This window comes from Streptomyces chisholmiae, from assembly GCF_031845445.1.
Taxonomy (GTDB): domain Bacteria; phylum Actinomycetota; class Actinomycetes; order Streptomycetales; family Streptomycetaceae; genus Streptomyces; species Streptomyces chisholmiae.
In genome coordinates this window covers 33,074-49,076 of the sequence record NZ_JAVREO010000018.1, presented here as the reverse complement: position 1 = coordinate 49,076, position 16,003 = coordinate 33,074, and the positions used below count along the sequence as shown (strand labels likewise).

Sequence of the window (16,003 nt, the reverse complement as noted above, 5' to 3'; positions counted from 1 at the left end):
CGGGTGAGCGCGGCCGGCGCCCGCGCGCGGTCGGCGCGTGAGCCGGTGCGGCACCCGCGCGCGTTCCGTCACTGAACATCCTCGGGGGCGGGCCGGCCCGGTCCGTCCCCGAGGCACGCTCCGGGCGGCGTGCTCAGTTGTGGTGCATCACGTCGAAGTTGTGCAGCGCGGCCTGGGCGTAGGCGAGCCGGCGCTCCAGCACCCGCGGGTCGTGGTGGTAGTCGGTGCGCAGATGACCGAAGGTCATGGCGCGGCCGGCCAGCCCGGCGCCGGCCCGCCGCCAGGTGATGCTGCGCGGGCAGCCCCAGACGACCATCTCGGCCACCTGACCGAAGGTCAGCAGGGTGAGCAGCAGGCAGCCGAGGAAGAGCACCACCCACAGCGGGAGGGCCAGCACGAAGACCAGCCAGCCGCGCAGCGAGCCGCGGCGGCCGACCACCGGCGGGCCGCCGTCCGCCGGATCGATCCGCCAGGCGCAGCGGCGGCCGAGCCGGGAGGGGGTGTGGGTGATGTCGGCCAGCGGCCGTTCGTGCTCGTCGACCACCCGGAACCGGGTGGGCCAGGCCACCCGCTCCTCCGGGTACACGGTGGCGAGCGGGCTGCCGTCCGGCTGGGTGAGGGCCAGCACCGGGTGCGGCAGGCCGCCGCTCTTCAGTGCCAGCCGCTCCTCGACCTCGGCCACCGTCACCGGGCCGGCCGCCCGCTGACTGGCCGGCTCGGCCGTGGTCTCCTGGCCGCCGGGCGCCAACAGCCTGACGCGGGCCGCCGGTTCGGCGTCCTCGCCGCGCCGGTAGGGGCGGATCAGGAACTCCTCACCGATCGACCACTCGGCGGTGCGCATGCCGTCCGCGCTGGCAATGTCCACGGTGAACGCCGTCGCCACGCCTCTCCCTCGGGTAGGAGCCGACGGGCGGGGGCCGTCGGCCACGCCGTCAATCCGCTGCCGCGTCCCCAAATTACCCGTCGGGCGGCGGCGCGCACCGCGACGATGACCACACGCCTGACGGGTTGACGGCCGGCGGTCGGCGCCTCAACCGCCCACCAGCCGACCCAGCAGCTCCATGCCCCGCCGGTCGACGGAGCGGGCGTTGGCGCTCAGCACCACCACCGCGGCCTGCCGCCCCGGGGCCAGCGCCAGCAGGGTGTGGTAGCCGCCGGTCCGGCCGTTGTGGAAGAGCATCGCGTGCCGGCCGACGGACGGCGGCAGGTGCGTCCCGTACCAGCCGGGGTGGATGGTGTGGGCCCGGTAGACGCGTCGGCTGGTCTCCTGGGTGAACGCCACCGCCTTGGCCAACTCGCCGCTCACATCGCCCAGTTCCGCCAGCAGGAGCTTGAGCAGGTCGGCCGGGGACGAGTGCAGCCCGCCGGCGCCGGCCAGGTCGGCCAGTCGCCATCCGGGGCGCGGCCGGCCGGCCCTGGAGTGGCCCGGCGCCAACCGCGCGGCCTGCTCGGCGGTCAGCTCGACCCGGGTGTCCCGCAGGCCGAGCGGGGCGCAGATCTCGCGCTGGATCAGCTGGTCGTAGCTCTGCCCGGTGTGCCGGGCCAGCGCCAGGCCGAGCAGGCCGGTGCCGAAGCTGGAGTAGCGGAACCGCGCGCCCGGCGTCGAGCGCGGCCGGGTGCCGGCCAGCTCGGCGAGCAGCGCGTCGGCGGTGCAGCCGGCGTACGGGTCGCGGCGGCCGGCGGGGCCGCGCGGCAGCAGTCCGGTGGGCAGCGCGGGCAGCCCCGAGGTGTGCAGGGCGAGGTGGCCGAGCGTGATGACCCGGCCGCCGCGCTCCGGCACCCGGGCGCCGGCCGGCAGCAGCTCGGCCAGCGGCGTCTCCCAGGTCAGGCTGGCCCGCACCACGAGCCGGGCCAGGGCGAGCGCGGTGAACGTCTTGCTGACGGAGCCCACCTCGAAGAGCGTGTCCGGCGCGGCGCCGTGCAGCGCCGTCTCGTCGCCGAGCACGGCACCCACCGCCACCCGGCCGGGGCGGCCGGCGGCGAGGCGGTCGGCGGTCTCCTCGACCAGCTGGTCGAGCGCGGTGGCGGTCAGCGTCATGACGGAGTCCCCCTGGGGAAGTTCGGTGCGGTGGCGGCGGGTCGATGCGGTTGGTGGGGCGGTCGGCGGGTGGTGGTCGGGGCGGCCGGCACCCCGGGTCAACTCTGATTGACCGTCGGGCGCTTGTCAACCTTGGTTGACGGCTCGTGGGTGGGCTCTTGCTCGCCGGGTCGCCGGCACCGCAGGATGGGCCGGGCCGGAACCGACGGGCGGGCCGGCGGGCAGTGAGGAGCGTGGGGCGTTGACAGCTCGGGTCGCCGTGGTGGGCGAGGTCCTGGTGGATCTGCTGTGGCGGACGGGCTCCCCGGAGGCACGCGCCGTCCCCGGCGGCTCCCCGGCCAACGTCGCGGTCGGGCTGAGCCGCCTGGAGCGGCCCGTCACCCTCCTCACCAGCTGGGGCGACGACCCGCCCGGCGCGCTGGTCGACGCGCACCTGGCCGGCACCGGCCTCGACGTGCGCCGGCTGCCGACCAGCGGCCCGGCCAAGACCACGGTCGCCCTCGCCTACCTCGGCGAGGACGGCTCGGCCCACTACGACTTCCTGACCTCCTGGGCGCCCGCCGAGCTGCACCTGCCGGACGACACCACCGTGCTGCACACCGGCTCGCTGGCCGTCGCCGTCGAACCGGGCGCCACCCGGGTGCTGGAGCTGGGCCGCCGGCAGCGCGCGCTGGGCCGGCTGGTGGTCGCCGACCTCAACGTGCGGCCCGCCGTCCGCCCCGACCGGGCCGAGTACCGGGCGCTCGCCGAGCGGCTGGCCGGCGTCGTCGCGGTCCTCAAGGCCAGCGACGAGGACCTCGGCTGGCTCTATCCCGACCTCGACCCGGCCGAGGCGGCCGAGGCGCTCCGCGCCCTCGGGCCCGAGCTGGTGGTGGTGACCCGCGGCGCGGCCGGCGCCTTCGCGCTGACCGCCGAGCACCGGGTGGACGTCCCGGCGCCCGCCGTGACGGTGGTGGACACGGTCGGCGCGGGCGACGCCTTCCAGGCCGCCCTGCTGGACGACCTCGCCGGCCGGGGCACGGTGCCGCTCGACCCGGCCACCCTCACCGAGGTGCTCCGCCGCTGTGTCCGCTGCGCGGCCCTGACCTGCGCCCGCGAGGGCGCCGACCCGCCGACCAGGGCCCGGCTCGACGCCCCGGAGTGACGGCCGGCCGGCCCCCCTGGGGTTGGCGCCCGGCGGCCGTCGCCCGGCCGGCGGGCGGGTCGTTCGTCAACGGGCGGACCCGCTTGGCAACCGGCCGGCTCGCCGGCCGGTTGCCAACGCACGGGCTGGTTTGTCAACGCACGGGTCGTTCGTCAACGGGCGGGCGGGCCGGTTTGTCAACGTATGGGGCCGGCTCGTCAACCGGCGGGCGGGCGGTTCGCCGACCCGGCCCCCGTTCGCCGGCGGCGGCTGGGCTCGTTCGTCAACCGGCGGGCCGTTGGTCAACCCGTCGGCGGGCCGGGCCCCGGCCGTCAGGACACCGGCTCGTCCGGGCCCTCCAGCCGGAAGCCGACCTTCAGGCCGACCTGGAAGTGCTCGATCCGCCCGTCCTCGATATGGCCCCGCACCTGCACCACCTCGAACCAGTCGAGCTGCCGCACCGTGCGCGAGGCCCGCTCGATCGCGTTGCGGATCGCCGCGTCCACGCCGTCCGGCGAGGAACCGACGATCTCGGTCACCCGGTAGATGTGGTCGGACATCGTGACCTCCCGTGGCTGGGCGCGACCTCCCGGGCGGGGCGCGCCGGACACCCTCCCCACGGTGCCCCAGCCGGCCCGCCCCCGCACCCGGAGCCGGGACGGCCGGCCACGGGCCCCCTGGCGTGCGGTGCTACCCTCGCGATGGGCCGTGACTGGCGCGTTCGGGATGGGGCACACCATCGGGGAGCGGCCCCAGCGATGCGATGTGAAAGCCGTGCGCCTGGGCCATCGCGACGTCTGTCTAGGAGGCCCTAAGTGACCGCGGAGAACACCTCCCGCACCACCGAGTCCGTCGCCTTCCGCTCCGCCCTCGACGTGGTGCGTGGCGTGGAGCCGAGGATCGCCGACGCGATCGGTGCCGAGATCGAGGACCAGCGGTCCTCGCTCAAGCTGATCGCCAGTGAGAACTACGCCTCCCCGGCCGTGTTGGCCGCCATGGGGAACTGGTTCAGCGACAAGTACGCCGAAGGCACCATCGGGCGCCGGTTCTACGCCGGCTGCCGCAACGTGGACACCGTGGAGGCCATCGCCGCCGAGCACGCCAGGGAGCTGTTCGGCGCGCAGCACGCCTACGTGCAGCCGCACTCCGGGATCGACGCCAACCTGGTCGCCTTCTGGGCGGTCCTCGCCCAGCGGGTCGAGCTGCCGGCGCTCGCCGAGGCCGGCGTGCGCCAGGTCAACGACCTGACCGAGGAGGACTGGGAGCGGCTGCGCAAGGCGCTGGGCGAGCAGCGGATGCTCGGCATGTCGCTGGACGCCGGCGGCCACCTCACGCACGGCTTCCGCCCCAACATCTCCGGCAAGATGTTCCACCAGCGCTCCTACGGCACCGACCCGGAGACCGGGCTGCTGGACTACGAGGCGGTGCGCGCCACGGCCCGCGAGTTCCGGCCGCTGATCCTGATCGCCGGCTACTCCGCCTACCCGCGCCGGGTCAACTTCCGCATCATGCGGGAGATCGCCGACGAGGTCGGCGCGACGCTGATGGTGGACATGGCGCACTTCGCCGGCCTGGTCGCCGGCAAGGTCCTCACCGGCGACTTCGACCCGGTGCCGCACGCCCAGATCGTCACCACCACCACCCACAAGTCGCTGCGCGGCCCGCGCGGCGGCATGGTGCTGTGCGACGACTCCCTGGCCGACCAGGTCGACCGCGGCTGCCCGATGGTGCTCGGCGGCCCGCTGCCGCACGTGATGGCCGCCAAGGCCGTCGCCCTGGCCGAGGCCCGGCAGCCCGAGTTCCGCGACTACGCCCAGCGGGTGGTGGACAACGCGCGCGCCCTGGCCGAGGGCCTGACCACCCGGGGCGCCCGGCTGGTCACCGGCGGCACCGACAACCACCTGGTGCTGCTGGACGTCTCCGGCTACGGCCTCACCGGCCGGCAGGCCGAGAGCGCCCTGCTGGACGCCGGCATCGTCACCAACCGCAACGCCGTGCCGCGCGACCCCAACGGCGCCTGGTACACCTCCGGCATCCGGCTGGGCACCCCCGCGCTCACCACCCGCGGGCTGACCACCGACGGGATGGACGAGGTCGCCGAGCTGATCGACAGCGTGCTCAGCCGCACCACCCCCGGCACCGCCAAGAGCGGCAAGCCGTCCAAGGCCACCTACGTGCTGGCCGACGGCGTGGCCAAGGAGGTCGCCGGGCGCGCCGCCGACCTGCTGGGCAAGCACCCGCTCTACCCCGAGATCGACCTCGGCTGAGCCGTCGGCACCCCCTCGGCTGACGCGATGACGATCCGGCTGGCCCGGCCGCACACCACACCGGCCAGCGAGGCCGAGGCCGCCGACCAGCAGCTGCGCCTGCGCGACCACACCGTGCTGGACTCCTCGGGCCCCGCGCCCGGGGCGCCCGGCACGGTGGTGGTCGGCGTGGACGTGGCCTACGACGACGACCGCGACCTGGTCGCCGCCGCCGCGGTGGCGCTGGACGCGGTCAGCCTGGCGGTGGTGGCCGAGGCCACCACCGTGGGGCCGGTCGCCTTCCCCTACGTGCCCGGGCTGCTGGCCTTCCGGGAGCTGCCCGCGGTGCTCGCCGCCCTCGACCAGCTGTCCCTCACCCCCGACCTGGTGGTCTGCGACGGGCACGGGCTGGCGCACCCGCGCCGCTTCGGCCTGGCCAGCCACCTCGGGGTGCTCACCGACCTGCCCACCATCGGCGTCGCCAAGAACCCACCGCCGGGCCCCGCCGGGCAGGCCCCGCCGGACCGCCGCCACCCGGCGCTCCCGGAGCGGCGCGGGGCGTGGGCCCCGCTGCGGGTCGACGGGACGGAGGTCGGCCGGGCGCTGCGCACCCGCGACGCGGTCAAGCCGGTCTATGTCTCGCCCGGCCACCGCACCACCCTGGACGACGCCTGCGCCCACGCGCTGCACCTGAGCCGGGGCGTCCGCCTCCCGGAGACCACCCGGCACGCCGACCGCCGCTGCCGCGAGGCGCTGGCCGCGGCGACCTGACCGACGGGCCCGGGCCGGGGCCAGGCCCTGGCGGGGGCTTGGCCCGGGCCGGCTCGGCCGGTGGCCGGTGGCCGGTGCGGCCCCGGCCGGGGGCCGGAACGAGGGCCGCCGCGGCGGGGTTTGGGCCGGCCCGAGCCGACTCGGCCGGCGGTCGGCGAGGTGCCGGCTGGGGCGGAACGGGTGCCGGTGCCGCGAGGCTTCACCTGGGCCGGCCGGCCGGTCGGCTGGTCGGCGTGGGCGGGCCCGGCCGGTGGCCGGTGCCGTGCGGCCTGGCCTGAACTGGCCGGCGGCCGCCAGGTGAGGTCGCGGGCGGAGCGAGCCGGTGGCCGGCCAGGTCTCGGCCGGGGCCGGCGGGGCTGCGTGCACCCGGCTGGGACGAGCTGTTGGGGCAGCGGCTGCGCGGGGTGGGCAGGCCTGGTGGGACGGCGAGGCCCGTGGCCGGGGCGGCCCCGCGCCGGGCCCGTGGTCCGGTGGCCAGGGTGCGGTGGTCCCGGAGCCGGCGGTGGCCCGGCGGCCGAGCCCGCGCCCGGCCGGTGACCAGTGGGGGTCCGATGGGGCCGGCCCGGCCGGTGGCCCGGTGCGGCGCCGTTGGGGCCTGGCCCGGCGGGGGCGGGTCAGGCCAGTGCGGTGAGGGCGAGGTCCACGTCGTCCTCGGTGTTGTAGAGGTGGAAGGCGAACCGCAGCCGGCCCGCCCGGGCGCTGAAGCGGACGCCGGCGGCCGTCAGCGCCGCCACCGCCCGGTCCGTCTCCGGCAGCGAGACTATGGGGGAGTCGCCCGGTACCGGGGTCAGTCCCAGTTCCGCCAGGCCGCGTCGGAACAGGTCGGCCAGCCGCAGGTCGTGCGCGCCGATCCGGTCCTGGCCCAACTCCCGGACCAGGGCCAGCGACTGGGCGGCGGCCACGAAGTTGAGCACCGTCGGGTTGGGGTCGAACCGGCGGGCGTCCGGGGCCAGTTCGGTGATCGGGCCGTAGAGCGCGCGGTCCGGGTGGGCCGCCGCGGCCCAGCCCGGGCCCGGCGGCACCAGTCCGCCGCCGTCCGCCGGCACGGTCAGGAAGGCCGTGCCCCGCGGGCACAGCAGCCACTTGTAGGCGCTGCACACGGTGAAGTCGAAGGCGTCGGCGGACAGCGGCAGCCAGCCGGTGGACTGGGTGGTGTCCACCAGCGTCAACGCGCCGTGCGCGCGGGCCGCCGCGGCCAAGCCGGCCAGGTCGGCGCGGGCGCCGTCCGCCGACTGCACGGAGGAGACGGCCACCAGCGCCGTCCCCGGGCCGACCGCGTCGACCAGGCCGGCCAGCGGCACCTGCCGCAGTCGCAGCTCGGGCCGGAGCGCGAATGCGGTCACCACCGAGCTGAACTCGCCCTCGGCGCAGAGCACTTCGCTGCCCGCCGGGAGGGCGGCGGCGACCAGCCCGACATGCCGGGAGACCGTGTCGCCGAGCGCCACCCGCGTCGGGTCGACCGAGACCAGGGCGGCGAACGCGGCCCGGCTCTCGTCCACCGCGCGCTCGTAGTCGACGCCTTCCAGCTCTCCGGTGGCCAGGCCGGCCAGCGCCTGTTCCAGGGCGGTCAGGGTGCGGGCCGGCAGCAGGCCCTGGGCGGCGGTGTTGAGGTAACCGGGGATGGCGCGGAACTCCGCGCCGGCGTGAGAGAGCATGACCGGTAGTCTCGCCGCCGGCGCGCGCCGGCGCACCACCCCGGCGCACACGGCCTCCCCATTCCCCCCTTTCGCCCTCGATATCACCTCTCGGACGGAACCACTCCCGGTGCCCGGCGGAGCACGCTAAGGTGCCTGACACGAGGGAACCCGGGGAGGGTGCGGTGCCGCGAGTGGAAGCGGGGGGCGGCGCGGGTGGGCCCGTGTCGAGCGTCTCGCCAACCAGGAAGTCCCCGTCGTCATGCGGGAGTTGACGCCGGCCGACCCTCGAAGGATCGGCGGCTATCTGGTGCTGCGGCGGCTGGGCGAGGGCCGCAGCGGCGTGGTGTACCTGGCCCGTTCGCTGCGCGGGGAGCCGGCCGCGCTCAAGGTGGTGCGCCCCGCCTACGCCGCCGACCGGGCCTTCCGGGTCCGCTTCGAGCGGGACGTGGCCGCCGCCCGGCGGGTGACGGCCCGCCGGCTGGTCACGGTGGCCGCCGCCGACACCGCGGGCGGCACGATCTGGGCCGCCTACCCCTTCGTCCCCGGCCCCACCCTGACGGAGGCCGTCGCCGCCCACGGCGCGCTGCCCCCGCGCACCGTCGGCGCGCTGGGCGCGCTGCTGGCCGAGGCGCTGCTCGCCGTGCACGGCGCCGGGCTCTGCCATCGGGACATCCGCCCGGGCCAGGTCCAACTCACGCTGGACGGCCCCAGGTTGACGGGCTTCGGTGGCTCCGGCACCCGCATCGGGCCGCCCGGGTTCCTGTCGCCCGAGCAGGCGGTCGGCGGGGCCATCCCGGTCGGCCCGCCCAGCGACATCTTCGCTCTGGGCTGCCTGTTGACCTTCGCCGCCACCGGCCGGGGCCCGTTCGGTGACGGCCCGCCGCGCGAGCTGCTGCGGCGTGCCGCGTTCGAGCCGCCCGACCTGGCCGACGTGCCCCGCGGGCTGCTGGAGCTGGTGGCGGCCTGCCTGCGCCGGGACCCGCTGCTCCGGCCGTCGGCGGGCGACCTGGTCCGGGAGCTGACCGTGCCGGTCGGCGCCGGCTGGCTGCCCGGGCCGCTGGCCCACGAGATCGCCGCCCGGTACGCGGCGCCGTTACCCGAGCCGGCGCCGGCTGACCTGGCCGCCGCCACCGGCCGGGAGCCAGCCGAACGCCCCGAGGCGGCCGGGGTGTTGGGCCCGGTCGGCGAGTTACCCCCGGCCGAGGCCAGCCCCACGGCCGACGGGCCGGCAGCCGAAGGCGCCGGGCCCGACCGCCCCGCCGGCGCCGCCGCGCCGCCCGACCCGCCCGGCCGCCGCCGCGCGCTGCGGCTGCTGGGTGGCGCCGGGGTGCTGGCCGTGGCCGGCGTCGGCGGCGGGCTGTTGATCCGCTCCGGCCCGAACTCCCCGGGGGTGGCCAGCGATCCGGGCCCCGGCTACGCGATAGGGCTGCACGCCGACCTCAGCGGGCGGCGGGCCGCCGTCGGGAACGGGCAGCAGCGCGGGCTCACCATGGCGGTGGACGAGCTGAACCGGCTGGGCAACCTCCCGTTCACGCTGGCCGTCACCGCGCGGGACGACGCGGGCGACCCGGCGCTGGCCGCCAGCACCGCCCGCGCGCTGGCCGAGGACCCCGCCGTGGTGGCGGTGCTCGGCCCGACCGACGACGCGGCGCTGCCGGCCGTCGGCCAGGTCTGCGGCGCGGCCGAACTGCCGCTGCTGGCCCTGTCGGTGGGCAGCCCGGGGGACCGGGAGCTGGCCCCCACCCTGCTGCACGCCCGCCCCAACACCGCCCTGGCCGGGCTGGCGGCCGGTGTGGTGCTCGCCGGCCACGGCGCCGAACGGATCGCCGTCCTCGACGACCGCTCCGCCGGCGACTACAGCGGGCAGACCGCCCGGGCCGTCAACGGCACCCTGGACCGTGAGCGCTTCCACCCGATCATCCGTGAACTGGACGCGGACACCACGGACTTCACCGAGCTGGCCGCCGATCTCACCGCCGAGGGCGCGGACGCGGTGGTCTGGTGCGGCTACGCCGAGGGGGCCGGCCGGCTGGCCGGCGCGCTGCGGACCACCGGCTACGCCGGCCTCGGTCTGGCCACCGAACGGGCCATCGGCCCCGCCTTCTTCCGGCACAGCGGTCGGCCGCCCGACGACTGGTTCTTCCTGGCCACCTACACCGACCCCCGACGCGACGCCAGGTCCCAGAGCTTCGGCCGGGCACACCGGGACCGCTACGGCTGGGACCCGGAGCCGTACGCGGCCGAGGCCTACGACGCGACCCACCTGCTGGTCAGCGCGATGCGCGACACGGTGGAGCGGCGCGCGGGCCTGACCAGGGGCGTGCTGCTGGACCGGCTGCGCGCCAGCCAGTACCGGGGCGTGGCCAGGGACCTGGCCTTCGACTCGGCCGGCGACTACGCCGCCCACGGCCCGCTCGCCTACCTCTACCGCGCCCACCACGGCGAACTCCGCTTCCAGGGCCCGATAACGGCCTGACCGGGACCGCGCTCAGAGGATGTGCACGCGCCCCCGGTAGCGCGCCCAGCTCTCGATCGCGTCGGCCATGGCACCGATCCACGGCTCCTCGGCCCTCCGCAGCGCCCGTACCCGGGTCATGCGCGCGTAGGCCACCGCCCAGGCGTCGATCGCCTCGGGGTCGGCGTCCCGCCACGCCGGACACCCCCCCCGCCCACCCCTCCGCCTGCTCCGGCGGGTGCCCGGCGGCGATGAGCTGGGTCACCAGCATGGCCGGATCGATGAAAGCGGCCCCCCTGGTCGGCCAGGCCCAGTCGACGACCCAGCCGCGGGCCTCGCCGACGAGCAGGTTCCCGGCGTTGATGTCCGCGTGCAGCAGCGTGTCGCCCCGGAAGAGCACGGCGGCCCCCTCGTCCGCCCACCAGTCCCAGCGATCCTCCCGCCAGGCCCGAGCCGGCTCGGGCAGGCCCAACTCCCCGATGGCGTTGACCAGGTCGACGACGGTCGCCAGGTCTGCCGAACCCGGCAGGATGTTCGCGGGGCGGGCCGCGACCCGCTCGAATCCGAGCGCCACCCAACGGGCGTTCTCGGCCGACCACAACAGGGTCGGGGCCAGGTCTCTGACGTGGGGGTTGATCGCCCTCTCCCGGTAGATCTGGTCCCGTCGGCCGCCGGGCTTGTTCCGCATGGCCTTGACGAAGAACGACCCCCGCTCGCCGTGCACCACGGCCGTCAGGTCAGAACCGAAGCCGCGCTCGGTCGGCGTGACACCGACCACCGCGCCGGTGTATGGCCGGAGCAGGGCCAGCAGGTCGGGATCCGGCGTCGGCTTGGCGGGCACTCATCTCCTCGGAACGCACTCGGTGTTCGGGTCGGTCGCGAGGATAGCCGTCGAGCGGTGCGTCATCCGCAAGTTGTTGCGGCGGCCGGCCGTCGCCCCCGTCCAGGTAGCGGCAACTCTCCTGCTGCGCAGGCGGTTTACAGGGCGGCGTGGCGCCCATACGATGCCGCAAGTTTCTGCATCTTCTTGCAGAGCGGCCGCTGGCGCGTGTGGCCTTCCGTAGCAAGCCGAAGGAGCCGCTGTGCGCTGGAATCCCCCACACCCCACCGCTCGTCGTCGGATCGGCCGGCGGGGGGCGTTGCTCGCGCTGCCGGTCGTCGGGCTGGTCGGCACACTGCTGCCGGGCGGCGCGGTCGCCGAGCCGCTCGCCGGGCCGGACGAGGGCAGCCCGTACTACGCCACCAACCCGGGCGGCGGGGTCGGCGTGCCGGCCGCCATCACCGTCGACGGCGAGGCCGACGAGTGGACCGAGGAGATGGTCGTCGCGCAGGGCGTCGCCAACGACGACGCGCGGATCTTCCGCGGCAGCCACGAGGGGCCGGTGCACGACCTGTACCGCCTCTCGGCCGCCTGGGACGACGAGCACCTGTACCTGATGTGGCAGTACACCAACGTGACCGACGTGGCCGACCCGGCGCAGGACTACCCGCAGTCGGGGAACGGCAAGCCCTACGCCGTCGACCTGCCGATCTCCCTCGCCCTCGACGTGGACCCGGCCGCCGGCTCGGACGGCCTGGTCGGCGCGGGCCCGGACGGGGTGTGGGACCTGCGCACCGAGTTCGGCAACGCCGAGGTGGACCACCTGGCCAACTTCTCGGCGGTGCCGGGCCGCGGCGAGCCCGCGCTGTTCCGGCTCAACGCCGAGGGCGCGTTCGACCACGAGCCGGCCAACCACACCGAGTTCGCCGAGGCCGGCATCGCCTACGCCCACGGCGACGGACTCACCGTCGACGAGGTGTGGGGCATCGAGGACAACGGGCACGCCGGCTACCTGCCCGCCGACCTGCTGGACGCCGACCTGTACACGGACCTGCTGACGGCCGGTCACGACCCGGCGCAGGACACCGTCTACGAGATCCAACTCCCGCTAGCCGAACTGGGGCTGACGCGGGCGTCGCTGGAGGATCAGGGGCTGGGCGTGCTGCTGGTGGCGACCTTCGGGCAGTCCGCCGTCGAGTCGCTGCCACACGATCCGGCGGTCCTGGACAACGCCCTCGACCCGTACGGCGCCGACCCCTCCACCTCGCACGAGAAGGAGGACTACGACACGTTCACGGTGCCCTTCGCCCGGGTCGGGGCGCTCGCGCCCTGACGCGGCACGGCCGGCCGGCCCCGGCCGCCGTGGCCCCGCACCCCGGCGAGGGGACGGGCCACGGCGGCCGGGCCGCTCAGCCCGCGGCGGCCTCGATCAGGTCGGCGGCGCCGGCCGTGCCGCCGCCGGCCCGGGTCCGCTCCCGCAGCTCCGCCGAACGGTGGGCCACCACCGGGTCGTTGACCAGGAGGCGCAGCGCCTCCCGGAGCCGTTCCGGGGTGGCCTCCGCGGTGTCCAGTCGCCGGGCGACGCCCAGCTCGACCAGCCGGTCCGCGTTGGTGAACTGGTCGACGGCCTGCGGCACGGCGATCATCGGCACCCCGTTGGCCAGCCCCTCGGCGCAGCCGCCCATCCCGGCGTGGGTGACGAACGCGTCGGCCTGTTCCAGCACCGAGAGCTGCGGCACCCAGGCGTGCACCTCGACGTTGGCCGGCACCTCGCCGAGCGCCGCCGGGTCGGTGTGCCGGCCGATCCCCAGCACCACGTGCCAGTCCGGCAACTCACCGAACGCGGCGAGGCAGTTGCGGTAGAACCCGACCTGCCGGGTGAACGCCGAGCCCAGCGAGATCAGCAGCACCCGGCGGGCGTCGGCCGGCCGCCGCCACTCCTGCCGGCCGGCCCGGTCGCCGAAGCACGGCCCCACGAAGGTCACCCGCTCGGTGTCCACGCCGGCCAGGTTCGGCTGCATGTCCGGCGGGATCAGCGCCAGCGCCCTGGCCGGCCGGCCGGCGAACGCCTGCCCGTCGGTGGTGCTCGCCCCGCACTCGGCGAGCCAGCCGCTGAACCGGGCCCGGAACGCGTCCGCGCCCGGCAGCTTCATCAGCGGGGTGATGACCTCCTCCTCGTAGCCGTCCCAGGCCACGTAGGTGGGGGAGATCTGGAGGTGCGGCCGGCCGTGCGCCTCGGCCAGCGCGCGGCCGGCGTAGCCGCCGATGTCGTAGAGGTAGACGTCGGCCGGGTCGCGGTCGTAGTGCGCGCGCAGCTGCGGCAGGGCGCCGATGGCGTCCTCCAGGAACAGCCGCATGGAGGCGATCGGGTCGTCCGGCCACTGGTTGTCGGCGACCGGCAGCGAGGAGTCGCAGCGGACGAACTCGGCGCCGGCCGCCTCGATCCGGTCGGCGACCACCGGGTCGTTGGCGTAGGTCACCCGGTGGCCGCGGTCGGCCAGCTCCCGGATGATCGACAGGCTGGGCAGGACATGGCTGATGGGCGGGACCCCGACCATGGCGATGTGGGCACGGCGGCGCGTGGGGCGGGAGGACATGCGGGCTCCGTTTTCGGTGTCAGTTCCACGGGAACAGGGCGCGGCCGGGCGCCACACCCACCGAGCCGGGTGGGGGCGCGCCGGACGGCGCGGAAACGGGGGCGGGGCCTGGGCCCGCTCGGTCAACCGTAGAGCTGGAAGAACATGCCGCCATGCTAACGGCCCGCGGGGCGGCGGCGAGGGCCGGGGCGGGGGCCGCCGGAGCCGCGGCCGCCCGCCTGGACCAACACCGGCCGTGCCGCCCGTGGTTGGAGCGCAGTCCCACGGCTGCCCGCCGACCGGGGGCGCGTCCCGGGGCCGGACCGCCGGAGCCGCCCGCCGACCGGCTTCGGCCGGGCCGCGTCGTCGAGGTTGTGCGCCGGCGGCCGGGCCCACGGCCCGCCCGCGCGGCGGCCGGCGCCGGTTCAGTCCCGCACGTGCAGGCCGAAGCCGCTCCGGCCGGCCCGCTCCAGGCCCTCCCTCAGGTGCAGCGACGGGATCGCGTAGTCGCCGAAGTTCTGCCGCCGGAAGGCGATCGGCTCGGTCGTCTCCAGGGTGCGCAGCCGCGCCTCCCAGGCCTTGGCGACCTCCGGGTACTCCCGCTCGGTGATCCGGTCGGTGCCGAACAGCACGAACGGCGGCAGCACCTCCAGGCCCGGGTAGAAGAGGATGCCGTGCTGGATCGGGAACAGCAGGTCGTCGATGGGGCCGTTGATGCCGCGCGCCGTGTAGTGCGGCTCGGGACCGCCGACGGTCACCGACAGCAGGGCCCGGCGGCCCGCGAGGGTGCCCTCGCCGTAGCGCTCGCCGTACCGGGTGTCGGTGTGCTCGCCGACGCCGTAGGCGAAGTGGTAGGTGAACACCCGGTCCACCCAGCCCTTGAGGATGGCGGGCATCGCGTACCACCACAGCGGGAACTGGAAGATCACGGTGTCGGCCCACAGCAACTTCTCCTGTTCGGCGCGGACGTCCGGGGTGAGCGCCCCGGCGTCGAGGGCCCGGCCCGAGTCGCGGACCGGCCGCAGCGGGGTCGAGGCGTGCGGGCCGTAGTCGGCGGCGTCCACGGCGGCCTTCCAGTTCATCGCGTACAGGTCGCTGACCCGCACCTCGTGCCCGGCGTCCGTCAGGGTGGACACCGCGAGGTCCGTCAGCGAGCCGTTGAGCGACCGCGGTTCCGGGTGGGCGTGCACGATCAGCGTCTTCAAGGGAACTCCTGCGCTCGGGGCCCGTGGGTCGGGCTCGCCTGTCGGGTGTCGTCGATCCTGGGCGCCCCGGCCCCCCGGCGTTCAGGGGTGCCGCTTCCGTAGGTCCGGACTTCCTGGTATCGGCAGGGCCACCTTCGGGCGGGTCGCCGGAGCCATACTGGGCACGTGGACGATCTCGCGGGCTTCCTGCGCACCCGGCGCTCCCGGGTCGACCCGGTCTCCGTCGGCATCCCCAGGGACAGCCGCCGCCGGGTCGAGGGGCTGCGCCGCGAGGAGGTCGCGCACCTGTCCGGCGTCAGCGTCGACTACTACGTGCGGCTTGAGCAGGGCCGGGCGACCCAGCCGTCCGAGCACGTGCTGGACGCCCTCGCCCGGGTCCTCGGCCTCGACGAGACCGAACGCGGGCATCTGCACCGGCTGGCCAGGCAGCGCCGGCGCCGGCCGAGCGCGCCGGGCGGGCGGGTCCGGCCGGAGCTGCGGCGCGTGCTCGATCTGGTCACCGAGGCGCCCGCGCTGATCATGGACCACCGGATGGACGTGCTCGCCGCGAACCGGCTGGCCGGGCCGCTCTACGGCCGGCCGACGCGGGGCCTGAACACGGCGCGGCACATCTTCATCGAGGAGGCCGACCGCGGTCTCTACGCGGACTGGGAGACCTGCACCCTGGATGTGGTCGGGCACCTGCGGCTGGCTGCGGGCAAGTACCCGGGGGACCCTCGACTGGCTTCGCTGATAGGCGAGTTGGCGATGGGCAGCGAGCGGTTCCGGCGGCTGTGGGCCCGCGCGGACGTGCGGGCCCGCACGCACGGCCGCAAGGTGTTCCGGCACCCGCTGGTCGGGCTGCTGGAGCTGCACCAGGAGAACTTCGCGCTGCCGGACGACTCGGGCATGGAGCTGCTGGTCCTGTCGGCGGCCCCCGGCAGCGCCGCCGAGGACGGTCTCCGGCTCCTCGCCGGCCTGGCCGCCGAGGCCAACGACCCGCCGGCCGCGCCCCGCGCCCGGCCCGGCGAGCGGCCCGCGACCGCCCCCGCCGGGCAACCGACGGCGGGGGACGGCGACTTGGCCGGACCTGGCGGCGGCTAGCCTGCCGCGCATAGGGAGCGTGGGCGCTACCCGTGGCACGACCGGTGTC

12 protein-coding genes and 1 riboswitch are annotated in these 16,003 nt (G+C 76.2%); of the genes, 6 read left to right on the top strand and 6 right to left on the bottom strand.

Annotation, left to right across the window (positions count from 1 at the left end; genetic code table 11):
• Positions 1 to 133 precede the first annotated feature (133 nt).
• Together RM844_RS25315 and RM844_RS25310 are read right to left on the bottom strand one after the other, a co-directional pair.
• A complete protein-coding gene (locus RM844_RS25315; protein WP_311669693.1) occupies positions 134 to 883 on the bottom strand; it encodes a hypothetical protein in 750 nt (249 codons plus the stop codon).
• Positions 884 to 1,030: 147 nt separating this feature from the next.
• A complete protein-coding gene (locus RM844_RS25310) occupies positions 1,031 to 2,038 on the bottom strand; it encodes a serine hydrolase domain-containing protein (protein ID WP_311669692.1) in 1,008 nt (335 codons plus the stop codon).
• Positions 2,039 to 2,279: 241 nt separating this feature from the next.
• Here RM844_RS25310 and RM844_RS25305 point away from each other — a divergent pair, with 241 nt between their 5' ends.
• Positions 2,280 to 3,182: a carbohydrate kinase family protein gene (locus tag RM844_RS25305; RefSeq protein ID WP_311669691.1), complete on the top strand. Its 903-nt coding sequence runs from the start codon at positions 2,280 to 2,282 to the stop codon at positions 3,180 to 3,182.
• 311 nt (positions 3,183 to 3,493) lie between these two features.
• On the opposite strand, the gene RM844_RS25300 is transcribed toward RM844_RS25305, so the two are convergent.
• Positions 3,494 to 3,721, bottom strand: coding sequence for a dodecin (locus tag RM844_RS25300; RefSeq protein WP_311669690.1), 228 nt, complete (start codon positions 3,719 to 3,721; stop codon positions 3,494 to 3,496).
• 138 nt (positions 3,722 to 3,859) lie between these two features.
• A riboswitch (ZMP/ZTP riboswitch) is annotated at positions 3,860 to 3,954 on the top strand.
• A gap of 22 nt (positions 3,955 to 3,976) precedes the next feature.
• Between RM844_RS25300 and RM844_RS25295 the strand changes: the two genes are divergently transcribed.
• Positions 3,977 to 5,428: a glycine hydroxymethyltransferase gene (locus RM844_RS25295; protein WP_311669689.1), complete on the top strand. Its 1,452-nt coding sequence runs from the start codon at positions 3,977 to 3,979 to the stop codon at positions 5,426 to 5,428.
• A gap of 27 nt (positions 5,429 to 5,455) precedes the next feature.
• The gene (locus RM844_RS25290; protein WP_311669688.1) at positions 5,456 to 6,178 is read left to right on the top strand and encodes an endonuclease V; all 723 of its coding nucleotides are present in this window, start codon (positions 5,456 to 5,458) and stop codon (positions 6,176 to 6,178) included.
• A gap of 614 nt (positions 6,179 to 6,792) precedes the next feature.
• On the opposite strand, the gene RM844_RS25285 is transcribed toward RM844_RS25290, so the two are convergent.
• The gene (locus tag RM844_RS25285; RefSeq protein ID WP_311669687.1) at positions 6,793 to 7,833 is read right to left on the bottom strand and encodes an aminotransferase class V-fold PLP-dependent enzyme; all 1,041 of its coding nucleotides are present in this window, start codon (positions 7,831 to 7,833) and stop codon (positions 6,793 to 6,795) included.
• Positions 7,834 to 8,074: 241 nt separating this feature from the next.
• Here RM844_RS25285 and RM844_RS25280 point away from each other — a divergent pair, with 241 nt between their 5' ends.
• Both RM844_RS25280 and RM844_RS25275 read left to right on the top strand, forming a co-directional pair.
• Entirely contained in the window at positions 8,075 to 10,291 is a 2,217-nt protein-coding gene (locus tag RM844_RS25280; protein WP_311669686.1) for a bifunctional serine/threonine-protein kinase/ABC transporter substrate-binding protein, read from the top strand.
• 1,061 nt (positions 10,292 to 11,352) lie between these two features.
• Entirely contained in the window at positions 11,353 to 12,423 is a 1,071-nt protein-coding gene (locus RM844_RS25275; RefSeq protein ID WP_311669685.1) for a hypothetical protein, read from the top strand.
• A gap of 76 nt (positions 12,424 to 12,499) precedes the next feature.
• Here the strand turns inward: RM844_RS25275 and RM844_RS25270 are convergent, their stop codons facing one another.
• Together RM844_RS25270 and RM844_RS25265 are read right to left on the bottom strand one after the other, a co-directional pair.
• Positions 12,500 to 13,687 carry a macrolide family glycosyltransferase gene (locus tag RM844_RS25270; protein WP_311669684.1) on the bottom strand — a complete coding sequence of 396 codons (1,188 nt, stop codon included), beginning with the start codon at positions 13,685 to 13,687 and terminating at the stop codon, positions 12,500 to 12,502.
• A 404-nt stretch (positions 13,688 to 14,091) separates the two neighbouring features.
• The gene (locus RM844_RS25265) at positions 14,092 to 14,871 is read right to left on the bottom strand and encodes an NAD(P)H-dependent oxidoreductase (protein WP_311669683.1); all 780 of its coding nucleotides are present in this window, start codon (positions 14,869 to 14,871) and stop codon (positions 14,092 to 14,094) included.
• A gap of 165 nt (positions 14,872 to 15,036) precedes the next feature.
• Between RM844_RS25265 and RM844_RS25260 the strand changes: the two genes are divergently transcribed.
• Positions 15,037 to 15,954 (top strand): helix-turn-helix transcriptional regulator, encoded by a 918-nt coding sequence (locus tag RM844_RS25260; protein ID WP_311669682.1) that lies wholly within the window; start codon positions 15,037 to 15,039, stop codon positions 15,952 to 15,954.
• Positions 15,955 to 16,003 lie beyond the last annotated feature (49 nt).

What these genes read in the sequence shown, in the direction of transcription:
- RM844_RS25310 (WP_311669692.1), bottom strand. Translation starts at nt 2,038, where the DNA reads ATGACGCTGACCGCCACCGCGCTCGACCAGCTGGTCGAGGAGACCGCC.
- RM844_RS25300 (WP_311669690.1), bottom strand. Translation starts at nt 3,721, where the DNA reads ATGTCCGACCACATCTACCGGGTGACCGAGATCGTCGGTTCCTCGCCG.
- RM844_RS25290 (WP_311669688.1), top strand. Translation starts at nt 5,456, where the DNA reads ATGACGATCCGGCTGGCCCGGCCGCACACCACACCGGCCAGCGAGGCC.
- RM844_RS25285 (WP_311669687.1), bottom strand. Translation starts at nt 7,833, where the DNA reads ATGCTCTCTCACGCCGGCGCGGAGTTCCGCGCCATCCCCGGTTACCTC.
- RM844_RS25280 (WP_311669686.1), top strand. Translation starts at nt 8,075, where the DNA reads ATGCGGGAGTTGACGCCGGCCGACCCTCGAAGGATCGGCGGCTATCTG.
- RM844_RS25270 (WP_311669684.1), bottom strand. Translation starts at nt 13,687, where the DNA reads ATGTCCTCCCGCCCCACGCGCCGCCGTGCCCACATCGCCATGGTCGGG.